The following is a 21012-nucleotide window of genomic DNA, read 5'->3' on the forward strand; positions in this document are numbered from 1 at the left end:
AGATATCAAAATCCTTATCGCAATCGTCACAAACCAGTCGTAAGGCTGTTGGTCGCAGCTTTCTCACGGGGAATCAATGGTCAAGGAAATCTCGCTTGCAGACGTAAGGGAACTGGTCGGCACCGAAACCGGCCTCTCGGACTGGATTCTTGTCGACCAGACGATGATCGACGCTTTCGCCCATGCGACGGACGATCACCAGTACATCCACGTCGATCCGGTGCGCGCGGCCGAAAGCCCGTTCGGCGGGACCATCGCCCATGGCTTCCTGACTCTCTCGCTGCTTTCGACGATGAACTACAACTGCCTGCCGAGAATCCGCGAGCAGACGATGGGCATCAACTACGGCTTCGAGAACATCCGCTTTCTCTCGCCGGTGAAGGTTGGTTCCCGCATCCGCGGCCATTTCGTTCTGTCCGAAGCGCGCTTTCGCGGCGCCGGCATGCTGATGACCAGCTATGACGTGACGATCGAGATCGAAAACGAGCGAAAAGCGGCACTCACCGCCAAATGGATCACGATCATCCAGTTCGATCCGAAGGACCGGCCACACAACGCCTGATTACGGCGCCCCGTTGATTTCGACGATGTTGCGATCGGGATCGAGCAGATAGGCTTGCGGAAACCCCGCCGGCCCGTCGCGTCTGAGACGCAGTCGCCAGGGATCCCCCTCCGGCGCATCCTCGCGAAAGCCCTTGGCAATCAGCCCCTGAATACACCCCTCGAAGTCATCCGTGCGGAACGCGAAATGTCCGTCGGTGGTGTCGATGGTCGCGTCACGCCGGAAGGTTCCCGCCGGATTGACGATCATGTGAACCTGCAGCGCCCCGCAGGCAAACCATGCTCCGATAGAACTGAACGCCGGCCTCGCGATCTGCTCGAGGCCGAAAACATCGCGATAAAAGGCGACCGACCGGCCGAGATCCGTAACGACAATGGAAACGTGATGCAGCATCATGGAAGACACCCCGCCCTGTAGAGCTCCAATAAGGAGCGAACGCCGCGGGTGGATGATGCATCAGTCGCGGCGATCCCGCAACGCAAAGACAATCGGGGACGGCACCGACAGCACCGTCCCCGATCACAAACTACAGATCACCAGCGTTTAGTGCGCCGCGTCTTCGGCACCCTCGGCCAGCAGGCCGAACACGAAATCCGCAAACGAACGCCAGCATTCGACACGGAACGTATCGTCTTCCGTGCGGAAGAGCACGATCTCGGCCTTGCCGAACAGCGTGCGCGAGCAGGCGCCGACGGGGAATGCCTCGAGCGACAGGTCCTGCGGGCAGCCGGTGGAGATTGTGGTCTCGGCACCCGGGCCGGAGACGATGATCGCGACGTTGCGGTGTGAGACGTCGGTTGCCGAATGAAGCACTTCCGCCTTCGCGAGAGCGCTCATCAGGTCTGCACCGCTCTCGTCGATGACGAGCCATTCGTCCGGGCCGAGCCAGAGGGCGGCGCGGCCGCCCTTGCGGCCAGAGGTCTTCGGTGCGTTGGGCACGGTCACGCCAAGCGCAGAGGAAAGCGCCTTGAGCGACTCGGCCGGTGCGCGAAGCGCCACGCGTGTGGCATTGGGCGCCGCCGTCAGCCGTACGCTGGCCGAGCCGCCCTGCTTGCCCGTGAGAACGGATGTGCGAACTGCCGTATCAGCCATTGATGCGGCCTCCTTCCTTGTCAAAGAACACCATATCCGTCACCTCGACCGCGATCGTCTTGTCGGGCATCGGCACGTAGAGCGTCTCGCCCATGCGCTTGCGGCCACCGGCGACCAGCGCGAACGCGATCGACTTCCCAAGATTTTCCGACCAATAGGACGAGGTGACGTGGCCGAGCATCGTCATCGGCTTCGGCTCGTTCGGGTTGGCGACGATCTGCGCGCCCTCTTCGAGCACCAGCATCGGATCCTTGGTGACGAGGCCGACCAGCTGCTTGCGGCCTTCCTTGACGAGATCCGGCCGCTTCAGGCCGCGAATGCCGACGAAGTCGGTCTTCTTCTTCGATACCGCCCAGTTGAGGCCGGCATCGTCAGGGGTGACGGTACCATCCGTGTCCTGGCCGACGATGATGTAGCCCTTTTCGGCGCGAAGAACGTGCATCGTCTCGGTGCCGTAGACGCAGGCGCCGAGCGGCTCGGCATTGGCCCAGACGGCTTCGAGAACCGACTGGCCGTAATCGGCCGGCACGTTGATTTCGAAGCCGCTTTCGCCGGTGAACGACACGCGGAAGAGACGGGCCGGAACGCCCATGACCGTGCACTCGGCAACGCTCATATGCGGGAAGGCCTCGTTGGAGATGTCGACACCGTCTACCAGCGGCGCGATGATCTCGCGCGCCTTCGGACCCTGCACGGCGATGACCGCCCACTGCTCGGTCACAGACGTCAGCCACACCTTCAGATGCGGGAATTCGGTCTGCAGATAGTCTTCCATGTGGTTCAACACGCGCGGCGCGCCGCCCGTCGTCGTCGTCACGTGGAAGCGATCGTCAGCCAGGCGCCCGACGACGCCATCGTCATAAACGAAGCCATCGTCGCGGGTCATGATGCCGTAGCGGCACTTGCCAGGCTTCAGCGTGTCCCAGGCGTTGGTATACATCAGGTTCATGAACTCGGCGGCGTCAGGGCCGACGACCTCGATCTTGCCGAGCGTCGAGGCATCGAACACGCCGGCCACATCACGCGCCGTCTTGCATTCGCGCGCGACCGCCTGGTGCATGGTTTCGCCGGCGCGCGGATAAAACCACGCACGCTTCCAGTTTCCGACATCCTCGAACACCGCACCCTGGGCTTCTTCCCACTGGTGCAGCGGCGTCTTGCGCGTCGGGTCGAACAGCTCGCCGCGCGAATGCGCGATCAGCGTGCCGTAGGTGACAGGCGTATAAGGTGCGCGGAAGGTGGTGAGACCGACCTGCGGGATCTCCTTGCCCAGCATCTCGGCGGCAATCGCCAAGCCGTGCATGTTGGATAGCTTGCCCTGGTCGGACGCCATGCCGTTGGTGGTGAAGCGCTTGATGTGCTCGATCGAGTGCATCCCCTCGCGCACGGCAAGGCGGATATCCTTGGCGCAGACGTCGTGCTGGAAATCGATGAAAGCCTTGGCGCTGGTCTCCGGACCCGCCCCTTCGGCCGCACCGATCATCCCGCCGGTCCACTGATGCGCCTGCTCGGCCGAGATGCTGATCTTGCCCGCCGCCGTCTTGCCGGCAGCCTGCGCCATCAGTTCGCCCGCCGCCAGCGATTCCTCGATGGTGCGCTGCAGATCGTCGGTGCCGTTGCAGGCGCCGACGGAGAGGCAATCCTGGGCATAGGTGCCGGGCAGGAAGCGCTGCGTCTCTGGCTCGAACTTCACCTTGCCGCGAGACTGCGAGAACAGGTGCACCGAAGGCGTCCAGCCCGCCGAAACGAGCAGCGCATCGACCGCGATCTTGCGAGGCGAGCCGCCACCGTTGCGGGCAACCGTCATCGACGAAATGCGCAACTTGCCGGATGTGTTGACGACCGACTGGCCAGAGAGAACATCGATGCCGAGCGAACGGGCCTCGGCCAGAACATCAGCACCCGGCGTCTGCCTGCAATCCACGATCGCCGCGATCTCGACGCCCGCGCGCTTCAGGTCGAAGGCCGCCTCATAGGCGGAGTCGTGCGCGGTGTAGACGCCGACCTTCTGGCCGACGGCAACGCCGTACTGGTTTAGATACATGCGCGCGGCCGATGCCAGCATGATGCCCGGACGGTCGTTGTTCGGGAACACCATGTGGCGCTCGATGGCGCCATTGGCGAGGATGACGCGCTTGGCGCGCAACTGCCACAGACGCTCGCGCGGCAGGTGGCGGCTGGGGTTGGCGACATGGTCGGTCACGCGCTCGGCAAGGCCGACGAAATTGTGGTTGTAATAGCCGAACGCGGTGGTGCGGGTCAGAACCTGCACATTCTCCATCGCCTTCAGAGCCGCAACCGTCTTCTGCGCCCACTCGTAGCCGGAAAGGCCGTCGATCGTCACACCGCTATCGTAGCGCAGCGCGCCGCCGACATCGGCCTGCTCGTCGCAGAGGATGACCTTGGCGCCGGTCTGCGCCGCAGCCAATGCCGCCGAAAGACCGGCCACGCCGGCACCGACGACAAGCACGTCGCAATGCGCGTAACGGCCGGCATAGTGATCCGGATCGGCTTCCTTCGGCGCGACACCGAGGCCCGCAGCGCGGCGGATGATCGGCTCGTAGAGGCTCTTCCAGGCGGCCTTCGGCCACATGAAGGTCTTGTAGTAGAAGCCGGCCGCGAAGAAGGGCGAGAGCAGGTTGTTGATGCCGCCGATATCGAAGGAAAGCGACGGAAAGCGGTTCTGCGATTCGACGATCATGCCGTCGAACACTTCCTGCACCGTGGCGCGCACGTTCGGCTGCTTGCGGGCGGCGTCACGCGACACGTCGATCAGCGCGTTCGGCTCCTCGGCGCCGGCCGACAGAATGCCGCGCGGGCGGTGATACTTGAACGAGCGACCCACCAGATGGATGTTGTTGGCAATCAGCGCCGAGGCGACGGTGTCGCCCTCGAGCGCGGTATAGGTCTTGCCGTCGAAGGTGAAGCGCGCGGTCTTGGCGGGCGTCAGGCGGCCTTTGCCGGCGATACGGTTCGTCGCGCTCATTTCGCTTCTCCTTCGAGCTGCTCATAGGTCTCGACGGGAGCATGGGGCACAGCCGCAGCACCGATATCGGGCTTCGGCTCGCCGGCCTTGTACGTCATGATGAACTTGTCGCTGATCGTGTCGCGCGCCGCGTTGAAGAAGCGACCGCATCCGTGCTGGTGGCGCCAGCGCTCGAAGATCAGCCCCTTGGGGTTGTCGCGCAGGAAGAAGAACTCCTCGAACTGTTCGTCGGAGATGTCGGCGATATTGGTCGGGCGGGCGATATGCGCATCGCCGGCACCGCGAAATTCGAGCTCGGAGCGCTCTTCCTGACAGTATGGGCAATAGATAAGAAGCATGATGTCCTCGTGTCAGTGCGCGACGGCTGCGGCGGCGGCTTCGTCGATCAGACGGCCGGTGCGGAAGCGGTCCAGCGTCAGGCCGGCATTGAACTTGTGCGCCTCGTCGCGGGCAATGAGGTGCGCGAAGAGATTGGCCGAGCCCGGCGTCGCCTTGAAGCCGCCGGTGCCCCAGCCGCAGTTGACGTAGAGCCCCGGAACCGGCGTCTTCGACTGGATGGCCGAACGATCCGGCGTGTTGTCGACGATACCGCCCCACTGGCGCATCATCTTGACGCGGCGGAACATCGGGAAGAGTTCGCAGATGGCATCGAGCGTATGCGTGATGATCTGCAGGCCGCCGGTCTGGCTGTAGGAATTGTATTGGTCGGTGCCAGCGCCGATGACGAGCTCGCCCTTGTCGGACTGCGAGATATAGGCATGCACCGTGTTGGACATGACCACGCAGGGGAAGATCGGCTTCAAGGGTTCCGATACCAGCGCCTGCAGCGGGCTCGATTGCAGCGGCACGCGCACATCGGCCATCTTCATGACCGTGGTCGTGTGGCCGGCTGCCGAAACTCCGACCTTCTTGGCGCCGATGAAACCGCGTGACGTCTCGACGCCGGTGACGCGACCGTCGGGGCCGCGGCGGATGCCGGTCACTTCGCAATTCTGGATGATGTGGACGCCACGATCGGACGCCGCACGCGCATAGCCCCAGGCAACCGCATCGTGACGCGCCGTGCCACCGCGACGCTGGAGGGCCGCACCGTTGATCGGATAGCGGGCGCTGGCGGAGATATCGAGCGGCGGACAATAGGCCTTGGCCTGCTCCGGCGTCAGCCATTCATTGTCGATGCCGTAGAGACGGTTGGCATGGATATGGCGCTTGAAGGACTGCTGATCGTGCACATTGTGCGACAGCATCATGACGCCGCGCGGAGAGTACATGACATTGTAGTTGAGATCCTGCGAGAGGTTCTCCCAGAGCTTCATCGAATGCTCGTAGATGTGCATGCTCTCTTCGTAGAGATAGTTAGAGCGGATGATGGTGGTGTTACGACCGGTATTGCCGCCGCCGAGCCAGCCCTTTTCGAGCACCGCGACATTGGTGATGCCGTGCTCCTTGGCAAGATAGTAGGCGGCACCCAGACCATGCCCGCCGCCACCGATGATGATGACGTCGTATTCGGCGCGCGGTTCGGGCGAGGTCCATTGCTTGTCCCAGCCCTTGTGGCCTCTCAGGGCCTCTCGTGCCACGGCAAAAACCGAGTATCTACGCATCCGCCTTCATCTCCTTGGGGGAAAGATCCCTTCTCGTCGGCCATACAAATCGCAAATCCAAATGCGGCACAACGTTTCTTTTGCGACGCCCGCAGGCTTTTGTTTTGACACTCGGCAAGAATGAAGAAGCTTGGCTGTTCTGTTTGGAGCCAGCCAAGCGTGCACAGCCAGACCAAGCGGTCCTGTGATGGCATACAACCCTGCCATCCTTATTATTTTAGAGTATTTGCACTTACAATTTTTGAGCGCATAATTCTTCCGCTGCATGGGCGCCTTTGCGCGTTAAGGGTCTCGCGCCTGCAGTAACGGGAGCATTCATAATTCAAATTTCGACACACGTGGCAAAAGCCCGTGTGCGACCTGACATCAAAGGAAACAGGCCGACACGGCACGCTGCCCGCTGTCTGGTCTCAGGGAGGATTAGCCATGCAAGCGCATTTCATCACCCTTACCGTTAGTCTGCTTTTATCAGGGGCTTGCCTTGGCGGCCCTGTCGTCGCCGCCGAGGACGCCCTGACGAAGGAGGAAGCGGCGTCGATCGGCGTCGACGCCTATATCTATCTCTACCCGCTGGTCACCATGGACGTCACCCGTGCGCAGGCAACCAACGTCGAAGCCGGTAAGACAATGGGCCGGGGCCCGGCCAACATGTTCATCAACGTGCCCGAATTCCCGACTGCGGACTTCAGGGATGTCGTTCGGCCCAACTTCGATACCCTCTACTCGGTTGCCTGGCTTGACATGACAAAGGAACCGATGATCGTCTCAGCTCCTGATACGAATGGCCGCTTCTATCTGCTGCCCATGCTGGATATGTGGAGCGACGTTTTCGCTTCGCCGGGTTGGCGCACGACGGGGACCGCGAAGGCCGACTTCGCCGTCGTTCCCCCAGGCTGGACGGGCAAGAACCTTCCCACCGGAACACAAAGGATCGATGCGCCGACGCCGCATGTCTGGATCGTCGGCCGCACGAAAACGGACGGACCGCCCGACTATGACGCCGTTCACAAGATCCAGGCCGGATATACGATTACCCCCCTCTCGCAGTGGGGCAAGAAGGCCGAGCCGGCCAAGCTCACGATCAATCCTGCCATCGATATGAAAACCCCACCGAAGAAGACCGTGGACGAGATGACTGCAGAAGATTTCTTTGCCTATGCCGCGGAAGTGCTGAAGGTCAATCCGCCGCATATCACCGATCAGCCGATCATCAGCCAGATGAAGCGAATCGGGCTCGAACCGGGCAAGAGCTTCGACAAGAGCAAGGTAACGCCTGATATTGCCGCCGCTCTGAAGGATGTCCCAGCCGAAGCCCAGAAGCTGATGGAATGGAAAGTCCCGTCGCTTGCTCGCGTGGCCAATAATTGGTCGATGAACACCGATACGATGGGCGTCTATGGCAATTACTACCTGAAACGGGCAATCGTCGCGCAACTCGGGCTCGGCGCCAACCTGCCGGAAGACGCAATCTACCCACTCAACCTCGGCGATGAGAAAGGAAACCCGCTGAACGGCGCCAACAGTTACAAACTTCACTTCGACAAGGCGAACCTGCCGCCGGTAAAGGCATTCTGGTCTGTCACGCTCTACGATCCGGAGGGATTTCAGGTGGGCAACAGCCTGAACCGTTTTGCCGTCAGTAGCTGGATGCCCTTCGTCTACAATACGGACGGGTCGCTTGATCTCTATTTCCAGAACAAGAGCCCGGGTGCGGACAAGGAAGCCAACTGGCTGCCTGCGCCCGCAGGGCCGTTCAACCTGACCATGCGCCTGTATGGGCCGGAGAGCCAAGCCTTGACCGGAAAATGGAACCCACCGGTCATTGAATTGATCCAAGCGCTCCAACAGGTCACGGCCCAGTAGCACTTTCAACCCTGCTTCGAGCGATCCCCGCGGAGATGCTCATTAGGCTGAGGGTCGGTTTGATTCTTCAACAGAAAAGCCACGCGCACTGCGCGCGAGGCTAACAGCAGGATCAAGCCGACTTCCGCGGAGCTTTTCGTTTCTTAGCAGGGACGACCGCCGCTGGTGCTTCGGTTTCATGTTGCAGGCGTAGCGCCTTGAGCGCTTCCGTCTTCTTTTCGCGAGCCGCAGCTTCTGCCGTAATGATCGCCTTAGCTGTCGTGTCGGTGGCAGCCGCCTTATCGCGCGACGAGAGCTTGGTCGAATTGAAGAATTCGTCTTTTGAAGTCATCTGACCCTCTCTATTTAGCCGGAGCGCGCCAGATCGCAGTTTAGCGCGCGGGACGGACAGCCTTCTTCGGGGCCGGGAGAAGTCCTTCGCGCTGTAGCTTCTTGCGCGCAAGCTTGCGTTGGCGGCGAACTGCTTCGGCCTTTTCGCGCACACGCTTCTCGGATGGCTTTTCATAGGCGCTACGCGCCTTGAACTCGCGGAACAGACCTTCGCGCTGCATCTTCTTTTTCAGGACGCGAAGGGCCTGGTCGACATTGTTGTCTCGAACGAGAACCTGCAAATTCTTTCCTCTCATGCGGCAAACTCGTGTGCCGGTTGGTCAGTGTGAAAACTACTTCCGCACCCTGATGCTTGACGTTTTCAACCAGGATCCGCCCTGGATCTCCGCAACGGCGTCGACGCTCGGCGTCGGGGATGCCGAGTGGCTCACGTCGATATCGCTCTCGAGAACCCGCCGATCGAAGCTTTCGCCTTCAAAGCGAACACGATATTGCGGGCGACTGCCGTCAGACGGGAGTACCGCTGCGATCCTGCAGGTCCTGCTTGCCTGATCGGCGCGGACAAAGCCGCCCTTCAGAACGATATTATCGCCGACAGCGTATCTTGGCATTCGTGCCATCTGGTTCCACCGAAGTGTCTGGATCGTCAAAAGCGTAAAGGTCGGGTTTAATCCCGACCTTCGCTGTCAGGCTCTCAGCTGCCAGTACATCCGTGGTCAGCCGGGCCGAATGTGAATCAGGCTGCGCGCAGGTTGTCGGCCGAATTCTTGCCGGACTTCTTGTCGCGAACGAGTTCATAGGTGATTTTCTGGCCATCGGACAGGTTGCCGAGACCAGCGCGCTCGACAGCGGAAATGTGGACGAAAACGTCCGTGCTTCCGTCGTCCGGCTGAATAAAGCCGAAGCCCTTGGCGCTGTTGAACCACTTAACTGTACCTGAATTCATAACGATCTCCTTCCAATGTTCGTTATTGCCATGCGTTCATTCACAAGGCCTTGCTCGATTTTTGAGAGGAAATCTGACGGAGCTTCACGCTCTTCAACAAAGGTCACAACCAGCAGTCGATTATGGGTATATAGAGTAAACCGTAAGATAAGCAAGCGAAGAACCAGTCAACACAGCGCTGACCGCCCCCCGACGCCTCCGGTGCAGCGCCCATTCGCGGACCAGCTATGCTGAATGACCACGTCGAGTGGCGTAAAAAATCATTTCACCGCGGTTGAATCCGGTTTTTGGACGAAGAAGTGCCAAACCATATGGACTTCCCCCCGCCATTCTGCTATCTCGCCTCACCAATCGCAAAGCTCTGGCCGCGCGAAACATATTTTTTTTGCCTCTGGCGCCGTGCTGACGCCGGCATCAACCAAACCAAAGGAACGTGATTCTCGTGCAGGTACTTGTCCGCGATAACAATGTCGATCAGGCTCTCCGCGCTCTCAAGAAGAAGATGCAGCGCGAAGGCATTTTCCGCGAAATGAAGATGCGCGACTACTACGAAAAGCCGTCGCAGAAGCGTGCTCGCGAAAAGGCTGAAGCCGTTCGCCGCGTTCGCAAGCTGGCTCGCAAGCGGGCACAGCGCGAAGGTATCGTAGCGCGCTAATCGGCGTGCTGTCGTTATTTCGACGTTTTCAGATGCATGTTGGCGGGGGCGATCTGTTCGCCGCCGCCTTTTTAATTTGCTGCTGAAGCCTGCCGTCCACCATCCGGACCGGCTGCACTGGGGGAAAACGAGCCCGCATGGCTGATATCATGTTGAATACCCGCTCCTTGCGTTCGCCGAAAATTGCCGTTCTGCCGGTACTGGCGATTGTTACCGCACTTGGTCTTTCCAGCTGCACGACGAACAACACTTCCGATGCCGTCATTCGCATCGACAAGGCGCAGGGCTCGCAGGAAAATATCGCCTCGCTCACGTCAGTCATCAATGCCAATCCGCGGGATCCGGAAGGCTACAACGTTCGCGGTTCCGCCTACGGTCGTGGTGGCGACTTCCGCCAGGCCCTGAACGATTTCAACACGGCACTGCAGCTCAATCCGAAGTTCTACCAGGCCTACGCCAACCGCGCGCTCATCTACCGCAACATGGGCCAGCCGCAGCAGGCAATCCAGGACTACAACTCCGCCCTGCAGATCAATCCCAACTACGATGTGGCTCTGATCGGCCGTGGCAATGTCTACCGCACCGTCGGCCAGGATGACGCCGCCTTCAACGACTTCAACAAGGCGATCCAGCTCGGCACCACCGACGGCCGCGCCTACCACAATCGCGGCCTCGTCTACCAGAAGCGGAATCAGCAGGACAAGGCGATCGACGACTTCTCGAAGGCGATCTCGCTGTCTCCGAATTCGCCCGAACCCTACAACGGTCGCGGCATCTCCTATATCGCGCTGAACGACGACGACAACGCATTCGCCGACTTCAACCACGCGATCGAGCTCAACGGCAACATCGCGGAATCCTGGGCAAACCAGGCGCTTGTCTACGAGCGCAAGGGAGACAAGCAGAAGGCGGCACGCTCATATCGCCACGCCGTCGGTCTTGATCCCAAGTATCAGCCGGCGAAAGACGGTCTTGCCCGCGTAGGCGCGCCGACCGCAGGCTAACGGGTACTCGACGACGATGGCAGCCAAACAGAGTGTAATCGTCGTCGGCTCTGGCATTATCGGTGCCTCGATCGCCTGGCATCTCGCCCGTAACGGCGCCGCCGTCACCGTGGTTGCCGAAGACGAAGGTGGCGTTGCCACGCCCTGTTCCTTTGCCTGGATCAACGCCAGCTGGGGCAACCCGGAATTCTATTTCCGTTTCCGGCAACGGGCCATGGCCGAATGGCGACGGCTAACGACGGAACTGCCGGATCTGCCTCTCGCATGGTGCGGAGGCCTCTGCTGGGATCTCCCGCCGCGCGATCTGGAAGCCTTCGCCACCGAGCATATCGGATGGGGCTACGGCATTGACCGTATCGACGGCAACGCTGTCAGGGCGCGCGAGCCTTACCTTGCCAACCTTCCCGATCTTGCCTTGTCGGTCGCCGAAGAAGGTGCCGTCGAACCAGTTGCAGCCGCCCTCGTGATGCTCTCCGATGCAAAGGCGCGGGGCGCAACATTCGTGAATGCAGCTGTGCACAGCCTCATTCGCACCGGAGAACGCATCTCGGGCGTCGTCACCTCCTCCGGGCTGCTTGAAGCCGACCACATCGTGCTCGCGACCGGTGCCGGCACCGCGCCGTTGACCGCCGCGATCGACCTCCACATTCCGATCGACACACCACCCGGCCTGATCGTTCATAGCCGGCCGCACGCCCGCCGCCTGACCGGCCTGGTGATGGCGCCGGAGCTTCACATGCGCCAGACGGCCGATGGCCGGATCATCGCCGGCAGCGATTTTGGCGGCGCTGATCCGGGACAGGACCAGCAAGCGACGGCGGAAGCCTTGTTCGACAAGCTTCGCGGCAGCCTGCTGGACAGCCCCTCGCTGGCCATGGATTTCTTTACCGTCGGATACCGACCGACGCCGAAAGACGGCTTTCCGATCATCGATACCGCCTGCAAGGGCCTCTATATCGCCGTCATGCATTCCGGCGTTACGCTCGCGCCGCTTGCCGGCCTACTCGCGTCTAACGAGATTCTGACCGGAGAGAGGGACGCAGCGCTTGTACCCTTTGCGCTCTCCAGGTTCAGTTAGATTTCTGCAACACTAAACTCCGAGAAATGCCGGCGACATGTTTTAGTGTGTTGCAAGGATTTGGACCTGTCCCTAACATACAGCTGGTTCGATAGCAGGCTATCGGCAAGCCAGAGGGCGATCGGGGGCGATTGTGGTGAACCAGTACAAGCTCGTCAGGGCCTGCGGTGCCAGCGGTTTTGCGCCCGGCATCGGGAGCATATGCCCATGAAGATGTCGGCGCGATTCTTTCCCAAGGCCTCGATCGGCACCTACCTGATCGCCATGGCATTGGCGACCTCGCTGCCGATTTTTGCCTTGGTCGCGCTACTGCTGGGCCAACTGGAGGACAACCAGCGGTCCATCCAAAAACGCGAGACCGCGCAGGACGCCACGGCCCTCGCCCGCGCCATCGACCGGCAATTGCAGGATATGGCTACCACCCTGAGGTTGCTGTCGACATCGCCCGAACTCGAAAGCAACGACTTCGCCGCGTTTCACAAGCGCACCGCCACGGCTCTCAGGGCAAACACCCTCTATATCATCGCCGTCGATGCCAAGGGGCAGCAGCTGCTGAACACCCGCGTCGAGTATGGGGCGCCGCTCGGCCAGGCCGCAAACATGCCCTCCGTCGAAGCCGTGATCAAATCGGGCCGCATTGAAGCCTCCGACGTGTTTCGCGGCAGGACAAGCGGCGCATGGGTCTACAACGTCACCATGCCGCTGCAGCTCGACCGGGTCGCAGCGCTGATCATCACCCAGAACGCCAATGACCTTGCCAAGCTCCTGTCGACGGATGGCCTTCCCTCGGGCTGGTCCGCGGCCGTTGTCGATCAGGGTGGCCACGTGGTCGCCTCGGTCGGCGCAAACAGCATCGATTACGGCCAGCCGTTCGACCCGCGCGTGCTGCCCGATCTGGTCGATTCGAGCGGCGTCTATGAGAACAGCAGCGTGATGCCGAGAATGCTCCTCGGCTACGCGCAGATCCCCGGCTGGTCCTGGAAGGCGATCATCTGGGGGCCGGTGGCGACCGCGCAGGAATCGATCCTCACGACCTGGCGTTTCCTGATCATCGGCGGCATCGCCCTTGTGACGGTCGCAGTCATCGCCGCTTACGCCGTGGCGCGACAGGTTCGCACCACCATTCGCTCGATTGCAGACATGGCCAACCGCATGGGCGAAGGCCACATCGTCGCGCCGATCGAGACCAGCGTCATCGAAGCAAACCAGGTGGCCGTGGCACTCTCCAACGCCTCCTTCGACCGCAGCCAGACGGAAGATCGCCTGCACTTCGTGATGAACGAGCTCGTGCATCGCACCAAGAATCTGCTGGCGCTGGCGCAGGCGATGATCCGCCAGCTTGCCAGACAGGCAACGACCGTCGAGGAGTTTCAGGCAGCGGTCGCCGATCGTCTCGACGGCTTGTCACGCTCGATCGAGCTCCTGACCAGCGAGCAATGGGCCGGCGCCTCGCTGCGCCGTGTCATCGACAGCCATTTCCAGGCGTTTCCGCAGTCGATCCAGCAGATCGACATCATCGGCAAGGACTTCATGCTAAAGCCCGACGCGGTCCAGAACCTCGGCCTCACCCTGCACGAGCTGGCCACCAACTCCATCAAGTATGGCGCACTTTCCGTGCCGCAGGGCCGCGTGCGTCTCTATTGGCAGAACCTTCAGGAAACGTCTCATAACGAAGAGATGCTGCGCCTCGTCTGGGAAGAGCAGAATGGCCCGCCGGTCGTCACCCCAACGCGATCCGGCTTCGGAACCACGGTGATCAAGACACATGCCGCGGCAGCCTTCGGCGGCACCGTACAGGTCGACTTTCTGGCCAGGGGCCTTCGATGGGAGCTGACCGCGCCGCGGCGGACACTCGAGCGCACGGCGACCCCGGAAGCGCATCCTGATCGGAAAGGCGCATAGCCCCAGCAGGACATGAAAAAGGGCGCAACCGAAATCGCGCCTCAATTCATCGGATGCTTCCGCATCTGGCGACCATTCAGTGGTTGATCGCCTTGTTGATCTCTTCGGTGACCTTCTTGGCGTCGCCGAGCAGCATCATCGTGCCGTCCTTGTAGAACAGCGTGTTGTCGATACCGGCGTAGCCGGAGCCCAGCGAGCGCTTGACGAAGATGCAGGTCTTCGCCTTGTCGACATCGAGGATCGGCATGCCGTAGATCGGCGAGGTCTTGTCGTCGCGTGCCGCGGGGTTGGTCACGTCGTTGGCGCCGATGACGTAGGCGACGTCGGCCTGCGCGAACTCCGAGTTGATGTCCTCGAGTTCGAAAACTTCGTCATAAGGCACGTTCGCTTCGGCAAGCAGCACATTCATGTGGCCGGGCATACGACCCGCAACCGGATGAATGGCATACTTCACATCGACGCCGTTCTTCTTCAGATTGTCGGCAAGTTCGCGCAGCGCATGCTGTGCCTGAGCCACGGCCATGCCGTAGCCCGGCACGATGATCACCTTGGAGGCGTTGGCCATCAGGTAGGCTGCGTCCTCGGCCGAGCCGAGCTTCACGGTTTTGTCGGAATTGTCCGCTCCACCCGACGAGGTTTCGCCACCGAAGCCACCGAGGATGACGGAGATGAACGAGCGGTTCATGCCCTTGCACATGATGTAGGACAGGATCGCACCCGAAGAGCCTACCAGCGCGCCAGTGATGATGAGGGCGAGGTTGCCGAGCGTGAAGCCGATACCGGCAGCCGCCCAGCCCGAGTAGGAGTTGAGCATCGACACGACGACCGGCATGTCGGCGCCGCCGATCGGCACGATCAGGAGGACACCAAGCGCCAGCGACAGGGCCACGATCGCCCAGAAGTCGATGTGGCTTTCGGAAACCGCCAGCCCGGCGATGAAGAAGATGATCAGGGCAAGCAGCGCCGCGTTGATCACATGGCGGAACGGCAGCATGATCGGCTTGCCGGACATGCGCCCGTCGAGCTTCAGGAAGGCGATGATCGAACCGGTGAAGGTCAGGGCCCCGATCGCCACGCCAAGCGCCATTTCAATGCGCGCCTCGGTGTGGATCTCACCGATGTTGCCGATGCCGAAGGAAGCAGGCGTATAGAGCGCCGATGCCGCCACCAGCACGGCGGCAAGGCCGACCAGCGAGTGGAACCCGGCGACCAACTGCGGCATCGAGGTCATCGGGATGACGCGGGCCATATAGGCGCCCGCTCCGCCGCCGATGGCAAGGCCGAGAATGATCAGCACGAGACCGCCGAACGACGGCGTCGCCAGCGTCAGCGTCGTCAGGATGGCGATCCCCATGCCGACCATGCCGTAGACATTGCCCTTGCGGCTTGTCGCCGGGTGGGAAAGACCGCGCAACGCGAGAATGAAGAGGACACCGGAAACGAGATAGAGGAAGGCTGCGATACTGGTCATGCGGTCCTCACTTGTCCTTCTTCTTGTACATCGCCAGCATGCGCTGGGTGACAAGGAAGCCGCCGAAGATGTTCACCGAGACCAGCACCAGGGCGACGAAGCCGAAGCCTGTCGCAAGCCCGCTGGTCGAGATACCGACCGCAAGCAGCGCGCCAACCACGATGACCGAGGAGATTGCATTGGTAACCGCCATCAGCGGCGTATGCAGCGCCGGTGTTACCGACCAGACGACGTAGTAGCCGACGAAGATCGCCAGCACGAAGATCGCGAACTGGAAGACGAAGGGATCGATCACGCCACCGGTGGCGGCACTTGCCACTTCGGGCGCATTCGCGGCGGCCGACGCCACCGCACCGACGGCCTGGTTGAGCTGTTCCAGCGCCCGGTCCATCTGTTCCGTAGCCATCAGTTGTCCCCCTTCTTGGCGCCGCCGAATGCCGGATGCACGACCGCGCCGGCATGGGTCAGGATGGTCGCCTTGATCAATTCATCGTCGAGATTGAGGGCGACCGCCTTGGTTTCCTTGTTGACCATTGTCTCGAGGAAGGTGACCAGGTTTTTGGCATAGAGGGCCGAGGCGCTGGCCGCGATCCGGCCGGCCATGTTGGCAAAGCCAATCACCCGCACGCCATCGACATCGGCAACCTTGCCCGGCTTGACGCCTTCGATATTGCCGCCGCGTTCGACCGCAAGATCGACAGCCACTGCACCCGGCTTCATCGCCTTCAGCATCTCGCGGGAAACGAGCCTTGGCGCCGGGCGACCGGGGATGAGCGCTGTGGTGATGACGATGTCCTGCTTGGCGATATGCTCGGCAACCAATGCCGCCTGCTTCGCCTGATATTCCTTGGACATTTCCTTGGCATAGCCGCCAGCCGTCTCGGCGGCCTTGAACTCGTCGTCCTCGACGGCGATGAACTTGGCGCCCAGCGATGCGACCTGCTCCTTGGCAGCCGGGCGAACGTCCGTAGCCGACACCGCCGCACCGAGACGCCGCGCCGTGGCGATCGCCTGCAGGCCTGCAACGCCGGCGCCCATGACGAAGACCTTCGCCGCAGGAACGGTTCCTGCCGCGGTCATCATCATCGGCATCGCGCGGTCGTAGACAGCCGCCGCTTCGATCACCGCCTGGTAGCCCGCGAGATTGGCCTGCGACGACAGAACGTCCATCGACTGCGCACGGGTGATGCGCGGCATCAGCTCCATGGCGAAGGTCGAAAGGCCTGCCTTGGCCATGCCAGCAATGGCCTCTTCGTTGCCGTAGGGATCCATGATGGCAATGACGATAGCGCCGCTCTTGTAGCCAGCGATCTCCGCCTCGGTCGGGCGTCGCACCTTCAGCACGATATCGGCGGTTGCCGCAGCCCCCGCCAACCCGATCCGTGCGCCGACAGCCTCATATTCGCTGTCGGGTATCCGGGAAAGCTTGCCGGCGCCTGCCTCGACGACGACGTCGAGCCCCAGGGCCGTCATCTTCTTTACGGTTTCAGGAGACGCGGAAACACGCGTCTCATCCCCCGTGGTTTCTTTCGCCACGAAAACAATATTGCCCAACCGCCCCCTCCTCCGGGTCAGCAAGGCCGCAGCAGGTCTCCCTGCTCAGCTCAAGCAATGCATTCACAAAGCTTTGAAAACCGCCCCTCCCCGGCTGCGGCTAGCGCAGCAGAACGAGGCCGGCGATAAAGACGATCAACAGAACGACGAGGCCACCGAGGAAACCCGCACCGGCGAAAAAGCCGGCCGTCATGCCCAAGAGCAGGGCAATCAGAAACAGTGTGCCGTATTTCGTGGCCGCAAGGAACATGTTGTAGGTCTGCTCATGTTCTTTGTAGTCCATCGGCGCGCCAACTTCGGCAGGTCCGGTGTGATGCTCGGCCATGAATATCGTCTCCCTCAAATGCCTGGCCGGTTTAACGTACGGCCAGTCGAACGCCATTATTTCCGAGGCTAGCGCCAGGAAATTCCCATGTCAGGCATTACACAAAGCCTGGGGAAAGCGCAATGCAGGAGAATGCCGCAACGGGTGCGACATTCTGCATTTCCAGCAGGGGCTTAGAGCGGGAGGTCGGTGCCGAACTGGCCGGTCGGAACGAAGCGGGCCGTCGGGATGATCGTCAGCGGCGGCAGTGTATCTTCGGGATTGCGCGAGAACATCATGCGCTGTTCGCTGGCGCTGGAGATGAAGAACGGATAGCGCGTCAGAAGCTTGCGGCCGACCTCGATGACGTTGGTCGCCATCAGCGTCATGTCGATGCCGTAGTTCTTCGCCAGCTGGCCGGGAACGATCGTGTCCGCGTAAAAGACCCGCTTGTAGAAAGCGGCATGCGGCGGGCGGCAGAACTGCAGGACGCGGTCGGCGCGGAAATAGGCAGCAGCCACGATGCTCGGCCGCAGCGTCAGGTAAGGGATCCAGGGCAGATCGGCCGTCAGGTCCGGGTCGGCGGCGAAACGCGCCGGGTCGATCAAAGTCAGCCCTGCATCGAGCAGTTCATCCATCGCCCATGGGAAGGCACCGGCCGATTGGCTGACGCGATGCTCAGGTGTCACATAATGGAGCCGTATGGTGCTGACCAATTCCCCATAATAGTACAGGCCGAAAACGTGCGCGTGGCTGTCGAAATCGGTGGCATCCAGCAGTCCTTTCGGAGCGAGCGCCAGGACGTCGTGAGCCTTGTAAGCCTTGTAGCGCAGGCGCTCTACCTCGACCATGTCCTCGCTGCTTTCCATGCGGCGGTATTCAATATGGTCTAGAACCTCAAGAAGCTTATTGCTGAAATCGCTCGTTGTTACAGGAGTATCCACCATAGTGCCTCGGCTGATCGGTTAATAATTCATTAATCATCCGAAAACTTATCCGAGGGCAAGGAGAACAAAGACAATTTGCATTATATTTGAATTATTAAGGTTAACGGCGCCCCATAGGACGCGGCGTCGCGCGGGTGCGGATCAACCAGCTAAAAGCGTGAGATTCATGCAACCTTGGGGCGACGACGCGGCGTGGGGCGGCGTATGAGGCTCTGTGAAAGAATCGCGATATTCTGCGCCGGAACAGCCGGCGAGAAGACGTAGCCCTGCACGAGATCGGTGGCGTGATACTTGTTGAGCAGAGCCAGCTGCTCTGTGGTCTCGACACCTTCGGTGACGATCTTCAGGCCAAGCTCGCGCGCCAGGTTGACGGTGCCGCGCAGAAGCTTGAGGCGACGCTCGTCCTCGACGATGTTGCGCAGGAACGACCTATCGATCTTGACGATGTCGAGCGGCAGCGTGTCGAGGTAGCTGAGGCTCGAGAAGCCAGTGCCGAAGTCGTCGATCGCGATCGTGATGCCGCGCGCACGCAGCTCCGCCAGGATGGCGCGAACGGCAGCCGGTTCGTCGATGAGGCAGCTCTCGGTGATTTCGAGATGCAGCCGTTCCGGCTCCAGCCCCGAGGTCGCCAGCGCTTCCGAAACGACGGAAAGAATATCCGCATCCCTCAAATCGCGGGCGGAGAGATTGACCGAGATCGCGATGTGCTCCGGCCAGGTCATGCAGTCCGCGCAGGCCTTCGTGAGGATGAAGCGGGTGATGTCGGAGATGATGCCCATCTCCTCGGCAAGCCGGATGAACACGTCAGGCGGAATGGCGCCCTTCTCCGGATGCACCCAGCGCGCAAGCGCTTCGGCGCACTCGATCCTGGAACCATCGGACTTGAACATCGGCTGGTAGGCGATGCTGAGCCCATGCGTGGTGACGGCGTCGCGCAGGTCGGCCTTAAGCTTCTGTTGCTCGATGTAGCGGCCATCCATCTCGCGCTCGAAGCCGGCAATGCCGCCGCGCTGCTTGGACTTGCTTTCGAACAGGGCGAGGTCGGCCTTGACGCTCCACTCTTCCATGGCGAAGGCGTCGCTTTCGAGAATCGCAAAGCCACCGCTCAGCGAGACCAGGAAGGTGACATCATCGGCTTCGTAATTGCCCTGGATCGCCGTGTGCACGCGGCGGATTTCCGCGTCCAGCGCGTCCTTGTCCTTCGCATGCGGGAAGAACAGGATGAACTGGTCGCCCATCAGGCGACCGACGATCGCCTTGCCGGCCTCCTCTTCGACCCGGTTTGCGATCGCGCAGAGCAGATGGTCGCCGGTGATATGGCCGCGCATGTCGTTGACATGCTTGAACTCGTCGATGTCGAGAACCATGAACCCGACCGGGCCGCGCCGCTTCGGATGCTTGTTCAGGTAATCCTGGACGAGGTGGCTGAAATACTCGCGGTTCGGCAGGCCCGTCAGCGCATCGAAGCGGACCATGTGCAGGATCTTCTGCTCCGCCTTCACGCGGCTCGAGACGTCCTCGAAAATCAGCACTGCGCCCCCATCGGGGCGGCGGCTTGCGGAGAATTCGAGCGAGAGATCCTCGGGGAAATGAATGAGCATCCGTGACAGCTTGCCATCCGCCACATGCGTCATCTGGCGAAGAATAAGCTCCGGCTGCGTGGAATCCATGAAGCTGTAGCGGGCGCCGTAGCGCAGCACCGCGCTGAGATCGCGCTCCTTCAACCGCTCCGGATCGCCGATCTTCAGCAGTTCGCAGGCCTTGCGGTTGATCACCTGGATCCGGTTCTCGGGATCGACCATGACCAGCCCGTGCGGCATGTTGTTGAGCGCCGTATCGAAACGGTCGGCGATCTCGGTAATTTCCCGGCGGGCAATGACGTTCTCATAAAGAAACTCGCGCACGCCGTTGGCCATGGCGCGCGTGGTCAGCCAGAAGGGGATGAGAAAGATCGACAGGATGCCGCGATAGAAATCCAGCACCATCAGGCTGCAGATGATCATCGGCAGGCAACAGGAGAACGTCTGCAGGTCGATCGCCATGCGCGATCCGTAGTTGCGCCCAACGACGGAGACCATGGTGGCCATGGTCACGGCAATACACGCAAGTTCCGCGAACCCATCGCCAAGGAAGAATATCGCGTAACCGCTTGCAAAGCCGAGAAGCGTCGTGGTGCCGGCGGCACCGGTCACCAAAATGCGCTCCCACCGCTTTATGTCGTCATAGGACAACGCCGCCTTGTTCACGCGGTCGTAGGCACGGAAGGTCGCGATGCGGCCTAGAAAGACGACGATAAAACCGATCGCCAGAATGACATAGAGGAGGGAATGGGTCTTGGCCGCAATCGCAAGGCAGGTCGCGGCATGGACGATAACGCCAACGAGCAACGTCATGCGGTTCCCGGAAAGAGAACTCACAAACGACAGATACACATCCGTTGGGACCCTGTTCGGGTTATCTGGCTTCATCCATACTTTCCCTGTGCGGCGAAACCTTACTGCTAACCCTTTAAAAATTGATTTCGGGCACACCATAGATTTTGTTGAATTTTTTAAAACCATAACGCGAATATCGTGGTTTCTTAAAGGTTTACGCACTTAAAAAGAGATGTTTGGTTCCGAACCAGCTCTATCCCTGGTTATCTGGGACACCTTGCATAGGCCGCTGCGTGTATAAGACTATAATCCAACATCCCGGCTTTATCCTTCCAATTT

Annotated in this window: 21 protein-coding genes; 6 read left to right on the plus strand and 15 right to left on the minus strand. The window is 61.0% G+C overall.

Annotation, left to right across the window (positions count from 1 at the left end; genetic code table 11):
* Positions 1 to 76 precede the first annotated feature (76 nt).
* Positions 77 to 562, plus strand: a complete 486-nt coding sequence (locus tag QTL94_RS10250) for a MaoC family dehydratase (RefSeq protein ID WP_065694755.1) — start codon at positions 77 to 79, stop codon at positions 560 to 562.
* Here the strand turns inward: QTL94_RS10250 and QTL94_RS10255 are convergent, their stop codons facing one another.
* The 5 genes from QTL94_RS10255 to QTL94_RS10275 form a co-directional block, all read right to left on the minus strand.
* Positions 563 to 958, minus strand: coding sequence for a VOC family protein (locus QTL94_RS10255; RefSeq protein ID WP_289801451.1), 396 nt, complete (start codon positions 956 to 958; stop codon positions 563 to 565).
* A 147-nt stretch (positions 959 to 1105) separates the two neighbouring features.
* The gene (locus QTL94_RS10260; protein ID WP_289801452.1) at positions 1106 to 1654 is read right to left on the minus strand and encodes a sarcosine oxidase subunit gamma; all 549 of its coding nucleotides are present in this window, start codon (positions 1652 to 1654) and stop codon (positions 1106 to 1108) included.
* The gene (locus QTL94_RS10265) at positions 1647 to 4640 is read right to left on the minus strand and encodes a sarcosine oxidase subunit alpha (protein WP_289801453.1); all 2994 of its coding nucleotides are present in this window, start codon (positions 4638 to 4640) and stop codon (positions 1647 to 1649) included. Before QTL94_RS10265 ends, QTL94_RS10260 begins: the two co-directional genes overlap by 8 nt.
* The gene (locus QTL94_RS10270; RefSeq protein WP_289801454.1) at positions 4637 to 4978 is read right to left on the minus strand and encodes a sarcosine oxidase subunit delta; all 342 of its coding nucleotides are present in this window, start codon (positions 4976 to 4978) and stop codon (positions 4637 to 4639) included. Before QTL94_RS10270 ends, QTL94_RS10265 begins: the two co-directional genes overlap by 4 nt.
* Before the next feature lie 12 nt (positions 4979 to 4990).
* A complete protein-coding gene (locus QTL94_RS10275) occupies positions 4991 to 6244 on the minus strand; it encodes a sarcosine oxidase subunit beta family protein (protein ID WP_016557052.1) in 1254 nt (417 codons plus the stop codon).
* 426 nt (positions 6245 to 6670) lie between these two features.
* Here QTL94_RS10275 and QTL94_RS10280 point away from each other — a divergent pair, with 426 nt between their 5' ends.
* On the plus strand, positions 6671 to 8107 hold the full coding sequence (locus tag QTL94_RS10280; RefSeq protein WP_289801455.1) for a DUF1254 domain-containing protein: 1437 nt from the start codon (positions 6671 to 6673) through the stop codon (positions 8105 to 8107).
* A 112-nt stretch (positions 8108 to 8219) separates the two neighbouring features.
* Here the strand turns inward: QTL94_RS10280 and QTL94_RS10285 are convergent, their stop codons facing one another.
* The 4 genes from QTL94_RS10285 to QTL94_RS10300 all read right to left on the minus strand — a co-directional run bounded on the left by QTL94_RS10285 (position 8220) and on the right by QTL94_RS10300 (position 9383).
* Complete coding sequence (locus QTL94_RS10285) at positions 8220 to 8438, minus strand: hypothetical protein (RefSeq protein ID WP_289801456.1); 219 nt, start codon at positions 8436 to 8438, stop codon at positions 8220 to 8222.
* A gap of 40 nt (positions 8439 to 8478) precedes the next feature.
* Positions 8479 to 8718: a 30S ribosomal protein S21 gene (gene rpsU / locus QTL94_RS10290; RefSeq protein WP_007527643.1), complete on the minus strand. Its 240-nt coding sequence runs from the start codon at positions 8716 to 8718 to the stop codon at positions 8479 to 8481.
* 51 nt (positions 8719 to 8769) lie between these two features.
* Complete coding sequence (locus QTL94_RS10295) at positions 8770 to 9048, minus strand: cold-shock protein (protein WP_354666055.1); 279 nt, start codon at positions 9046 to 9048, stop codon at positions 8770 to 8772.
* Positions 9049 to 9173: 125 nt separating this feature from the next.
* Positions 9174 to 9383, minus strand: coding sequence for a cold-shock protein (locus QTL94_RS10300; RefSeq protein WP_289801458.1), 210 nt, complete (start codon positions 9381 to 9383; stop codon positions 9174 to 9176).
* Between the two features lie 442 nt (positions 9384 to 9825).
* Between QTL94_RS10300 and rpsU (QTL94_RS10305) the strand changes: the two genes are divergently transcribed.
* The 4 genes from rpsU (QTL94_RS10305) (at position 9826) to QTL94_RS10320 (ending at position 14022) form a co-directional block, all read left to right on the plus strand.
* Complete coding sequence (gene rpsU / locus QTL94_RS10305; RefSeq protein WP_037119559.1) at positions 9826 to 10038, plus strand: 30S ribosomal protein S21; 213 nt, start codon at positions 9826 to 9828, stop codon at positions 10036 to 10038.
* A gap of 137 nt (positions 10039 to 10175) precedes the next feature.
* The gene (locus QTL94_RS10310) at positions 10176 to 11042 is read left to right on the plus strand and encodes a tetratricopeptide repeat protein (RefSeq protein WP_113524026.1); all 867 of its coding nucleotides are present in this window, start codon (positions 10176 to 10178) and stop codon (positions 11040 to 11042) included.
* A 16-nt stretch (positions 11043 to 11058) separates the two neighbouring features.
* Positions 11059 to 12120, plus strand: coding sequence for an NAD(P)/FAD-dependent oxidoreductase (locus QTL94_RS10315; protein WP_289801459.1), 1062 nt, complete (start codon positions 11059 to 11061; stop codon positions 12118 to 12120).
* A 207-nt stretch (positions 12121 to 12327) separates the two neighbouring features.
* Positions 12328 to 14022 (plus strand): sensor histidine kinase, encoded by a 1695-nt coding sequence (locus QTL94_RS10320; protein WP_289801460.1) that lies wholly within the window; start codon positions 12328 to 12330, stop codon positions 14020 to 14022.
* A 76-nt stretch (positions 14023 to 14098) separates the two neighbouring features.
* Here QTL94_RS10320 and QTL94_RS10325 read toward each other — a convergent pair whose 3' ends face one another.
* The 6 genes from QTL94_RS10325 to QTL94_RS10350 all read right to left on the minus strand — a co-directional run bounded on the left by QTL94_RS10325 (position 14099) and on the right by QTL94_RS10350 (position 20766).
* Complete coding sequence (locus tag QTL94_RS10325; protein WP_289801461.1) at positions 14099 to 15493, minus strand: NAD(P)(+) transhydrogenase (Re/Si-specific) subunit beta; 1395 nt, start codon at positions 15491 to 15493, stop codon at positions 14099 to 14101.
* 7 nt (positions 15494 to 15500) lie between these two features.
* A complete protein-coding gene (locus QTL94_RS10330; RefSeq protein WP_065694743.1) occupies positions 15501 to 15899 on the minus strand; it encodes a proton-translocating transhydrogenase family protein in 399 nt (132 codons plus the stop codon).
* Positions 15899 to 17047, minus strand: coding sequence for a Re/Si-specific NAD(P)(+) transhydrogenase subunit alpha (locus QTL94_RS10335; RefSeq protein ID WP_289801462.1), 1149 nt, complete (start codon positions 17045 to 17047; stop codon positions 15899 to 15901). Before QTL94_RS10335 ends, QTL94_RS10330 begins: the two co-directional genes overlap by 1 nt.
* Before the next feature lie 100 nt (positions 17048 to 17147).
* Positions 17148 to 17372 (minus strand): aa3-type cytochrome c oxidase subunit IV, encoded by a 225-nt coding sequence (locus QTL94_RS10340; RefSeq protein WP_289801463.1) that lies wholly within the window; start codon positions 17370 to 17372, stop codon positions 17148 to 17150.
* Between the two features lie 173 nt (positions 17373 to 17545).
* On the minus strand, positions 17546 to 18298 hold the full coding sequence (locus QTL94_RS10345) for an N-acyl amino acid synthase FeeM domain-containing protein (RefSeq protein ID WP_289801464.1): 753 nt from the start codon (positions 18296 to 18298) through the stop codon (positions 17546 to 17548).
* Between the two features lie 164 nt (positions 18299 to 18462).
* Positions 18463 to 20766 carry a putative bifunctional diguanylate cyclase/phosphodiesterase gene (locus tag QTL94_RS10350; protein WP_289801465.1) on the minus strand — a complete coding sequence of 768 codons (2304 nt, stop codon included), beginning with the start codon at positions 20764 to 20766 and terminating at the stop codon, positions 18463 to 18465.
* Positions 20767 to 21012: the final 246 nt, after the last annotated feature.

It is taken from the genome of Rhizobium sp. S96 (assembly GCF_030382195.1).
In the GTDB taxonomy this organism is placed as follows: Bacteria; Pseudomonadota; Alphaproteobacteria; order Rhizobiales; family Rhizobiaceae; genus Rhizobium.

What these genes read in the sequence shown, in the direction of transcription:
- QTL94_RS10250 (WP_065694755.1), top strand. Translation starts at nt 77, where the DNA reads ATGGTCAAGGAAATCTCGCTTGCAGACGTAAGGGAACTGGTCGGCACC.
- QTL94_RS10255 (WP_289801451.1), bottom strand. Translation starts at nt 958, where the DNA reads ATGATGCTGCATCACGTTTCCATTGTCGTTACGGATCTCGGCCGGTCG.
- QTL94_RS10260 (WP_289801452.1), bottom strand. Translation starts at nt 1,654, where the DNA reads ATGGCTGATACGGCAGTTCGCACATCCGTTCTCACGGGCAAGCAGGGC.
- QTL94_RS10265 (WP_289801453.1), bottom strand. Translation starts at nt 4,640, where the DNA reads ATGAGCGCGACGAACCGTATCGCCGGCAAAGGCCGCCTGACGCCCGCC.
- QTL94_RS10270 (WP_289801454.1), bottom strand. Translation starts at nt 4,978, where the DNA reads ATGCTTCTTATCTATTGCCCATACTGTCAGGAAGAGCGCTCCGAGCTC.
- QTL94_RS10275 (WP_016557052.1), bottom strand. Translation starts at nt 6,244, where the DNA reads ATGCGTAGATACTCGGTTTTTGCCGTGGCACGAGAGGCCCTGAGAGGC.
- QTL94_RS10280 (WP_289801455.1), top strand. Translation starts at nt 6,671, where the DNA reads ATGCAAGCGCATTTCATCACCCTTACCGTTAGTCTGCTTTTATCAGGG.
- QTL94_RS10285 (WP_289801456.1), bottom strand. Translation starts at nt 8,438, where the DNA reads ATGACTTCAAAAGACGAATTCTTCAATTCGACCAAGCTCTCGTCGCGC.
- QTL94_RS10295 (WP_354666055.1), bottom strand. Translation starts at nt 9,048, where the DNA reads ATGCCAAGATACGCTGTCGGCGATAATATCGTTCTGAAGGGCGGCTTT.
- QTL94_RS10300 (WP_289801458.1), bottom strand. Translation starts at nt 9,383, where the DNA reads ATGAATTCAGGTACAGTTAAGTGGTTCAACAGCGCCAAGGGCTTCGGC.
- QTL94_RS10310 (WP_113524026.1), top strand. Translation starts at nt 10,176, where the DNA reads ATGGCTGATATCATGTTGAATACCCGCTCCTTGCGTTCGCCGAAAATT.
- QTL94_RS10315 (WP_289801459.1), top strand. Translation starts at nt 11,059, where the DNA reads ATGGCAGCCAAACAGAGTGTAATCGTCGTCGGCTCTGGCATTATCGGT.
- QTL94_RS10320 (WP_289801460.1), top strand. Translation starts at nt 12,328, where the DNA reads ATGAAGATGTCGGCGCGATTCTTTCCCAAGGCCTCGATCGGCACCTAC.
- QTL94_RS10325 (WP_289801461.1), bottom strand. Translation starts at nt 15,493, where the DNA reads ATGACCAGTATCGCAGCCTTCCTCTATCTCGTTTCCGGTGTCCTCTTC.
- QTL94_RS10330 (WP_065694743.1), bottom strand. Translation starts at nt 15,899, where the DNA reads ATGGCTACGGAACAGATGGACCGGGCGCTGGAACAGCTCAACCAGGCC.
- QTL94_RS10340 (WP_289801463.1), bottom strand. Translation starts at nt 17,372, where the DNA reads ATGGCCGAGCATCACACCGGACCTGCCGAAGTTGGCGCGCCGATGGAC.
- QTL94_RS10345 (WP_289801464.1), bottom strand. Translation starts at nt 18,298, where the DNA reads ATGGTGGATACTCCTGTAACAACGAGCGATTTCAGCAATAAGCTTCTT.
- QTL94_RS10350 (WP_289801465.1), bottom strand. Translation starts at nt 20,766, where the DNA reads ATGAAGCCAGATAACCCGAACAGGGTCCCAACGGATGTGTATCTGTCG.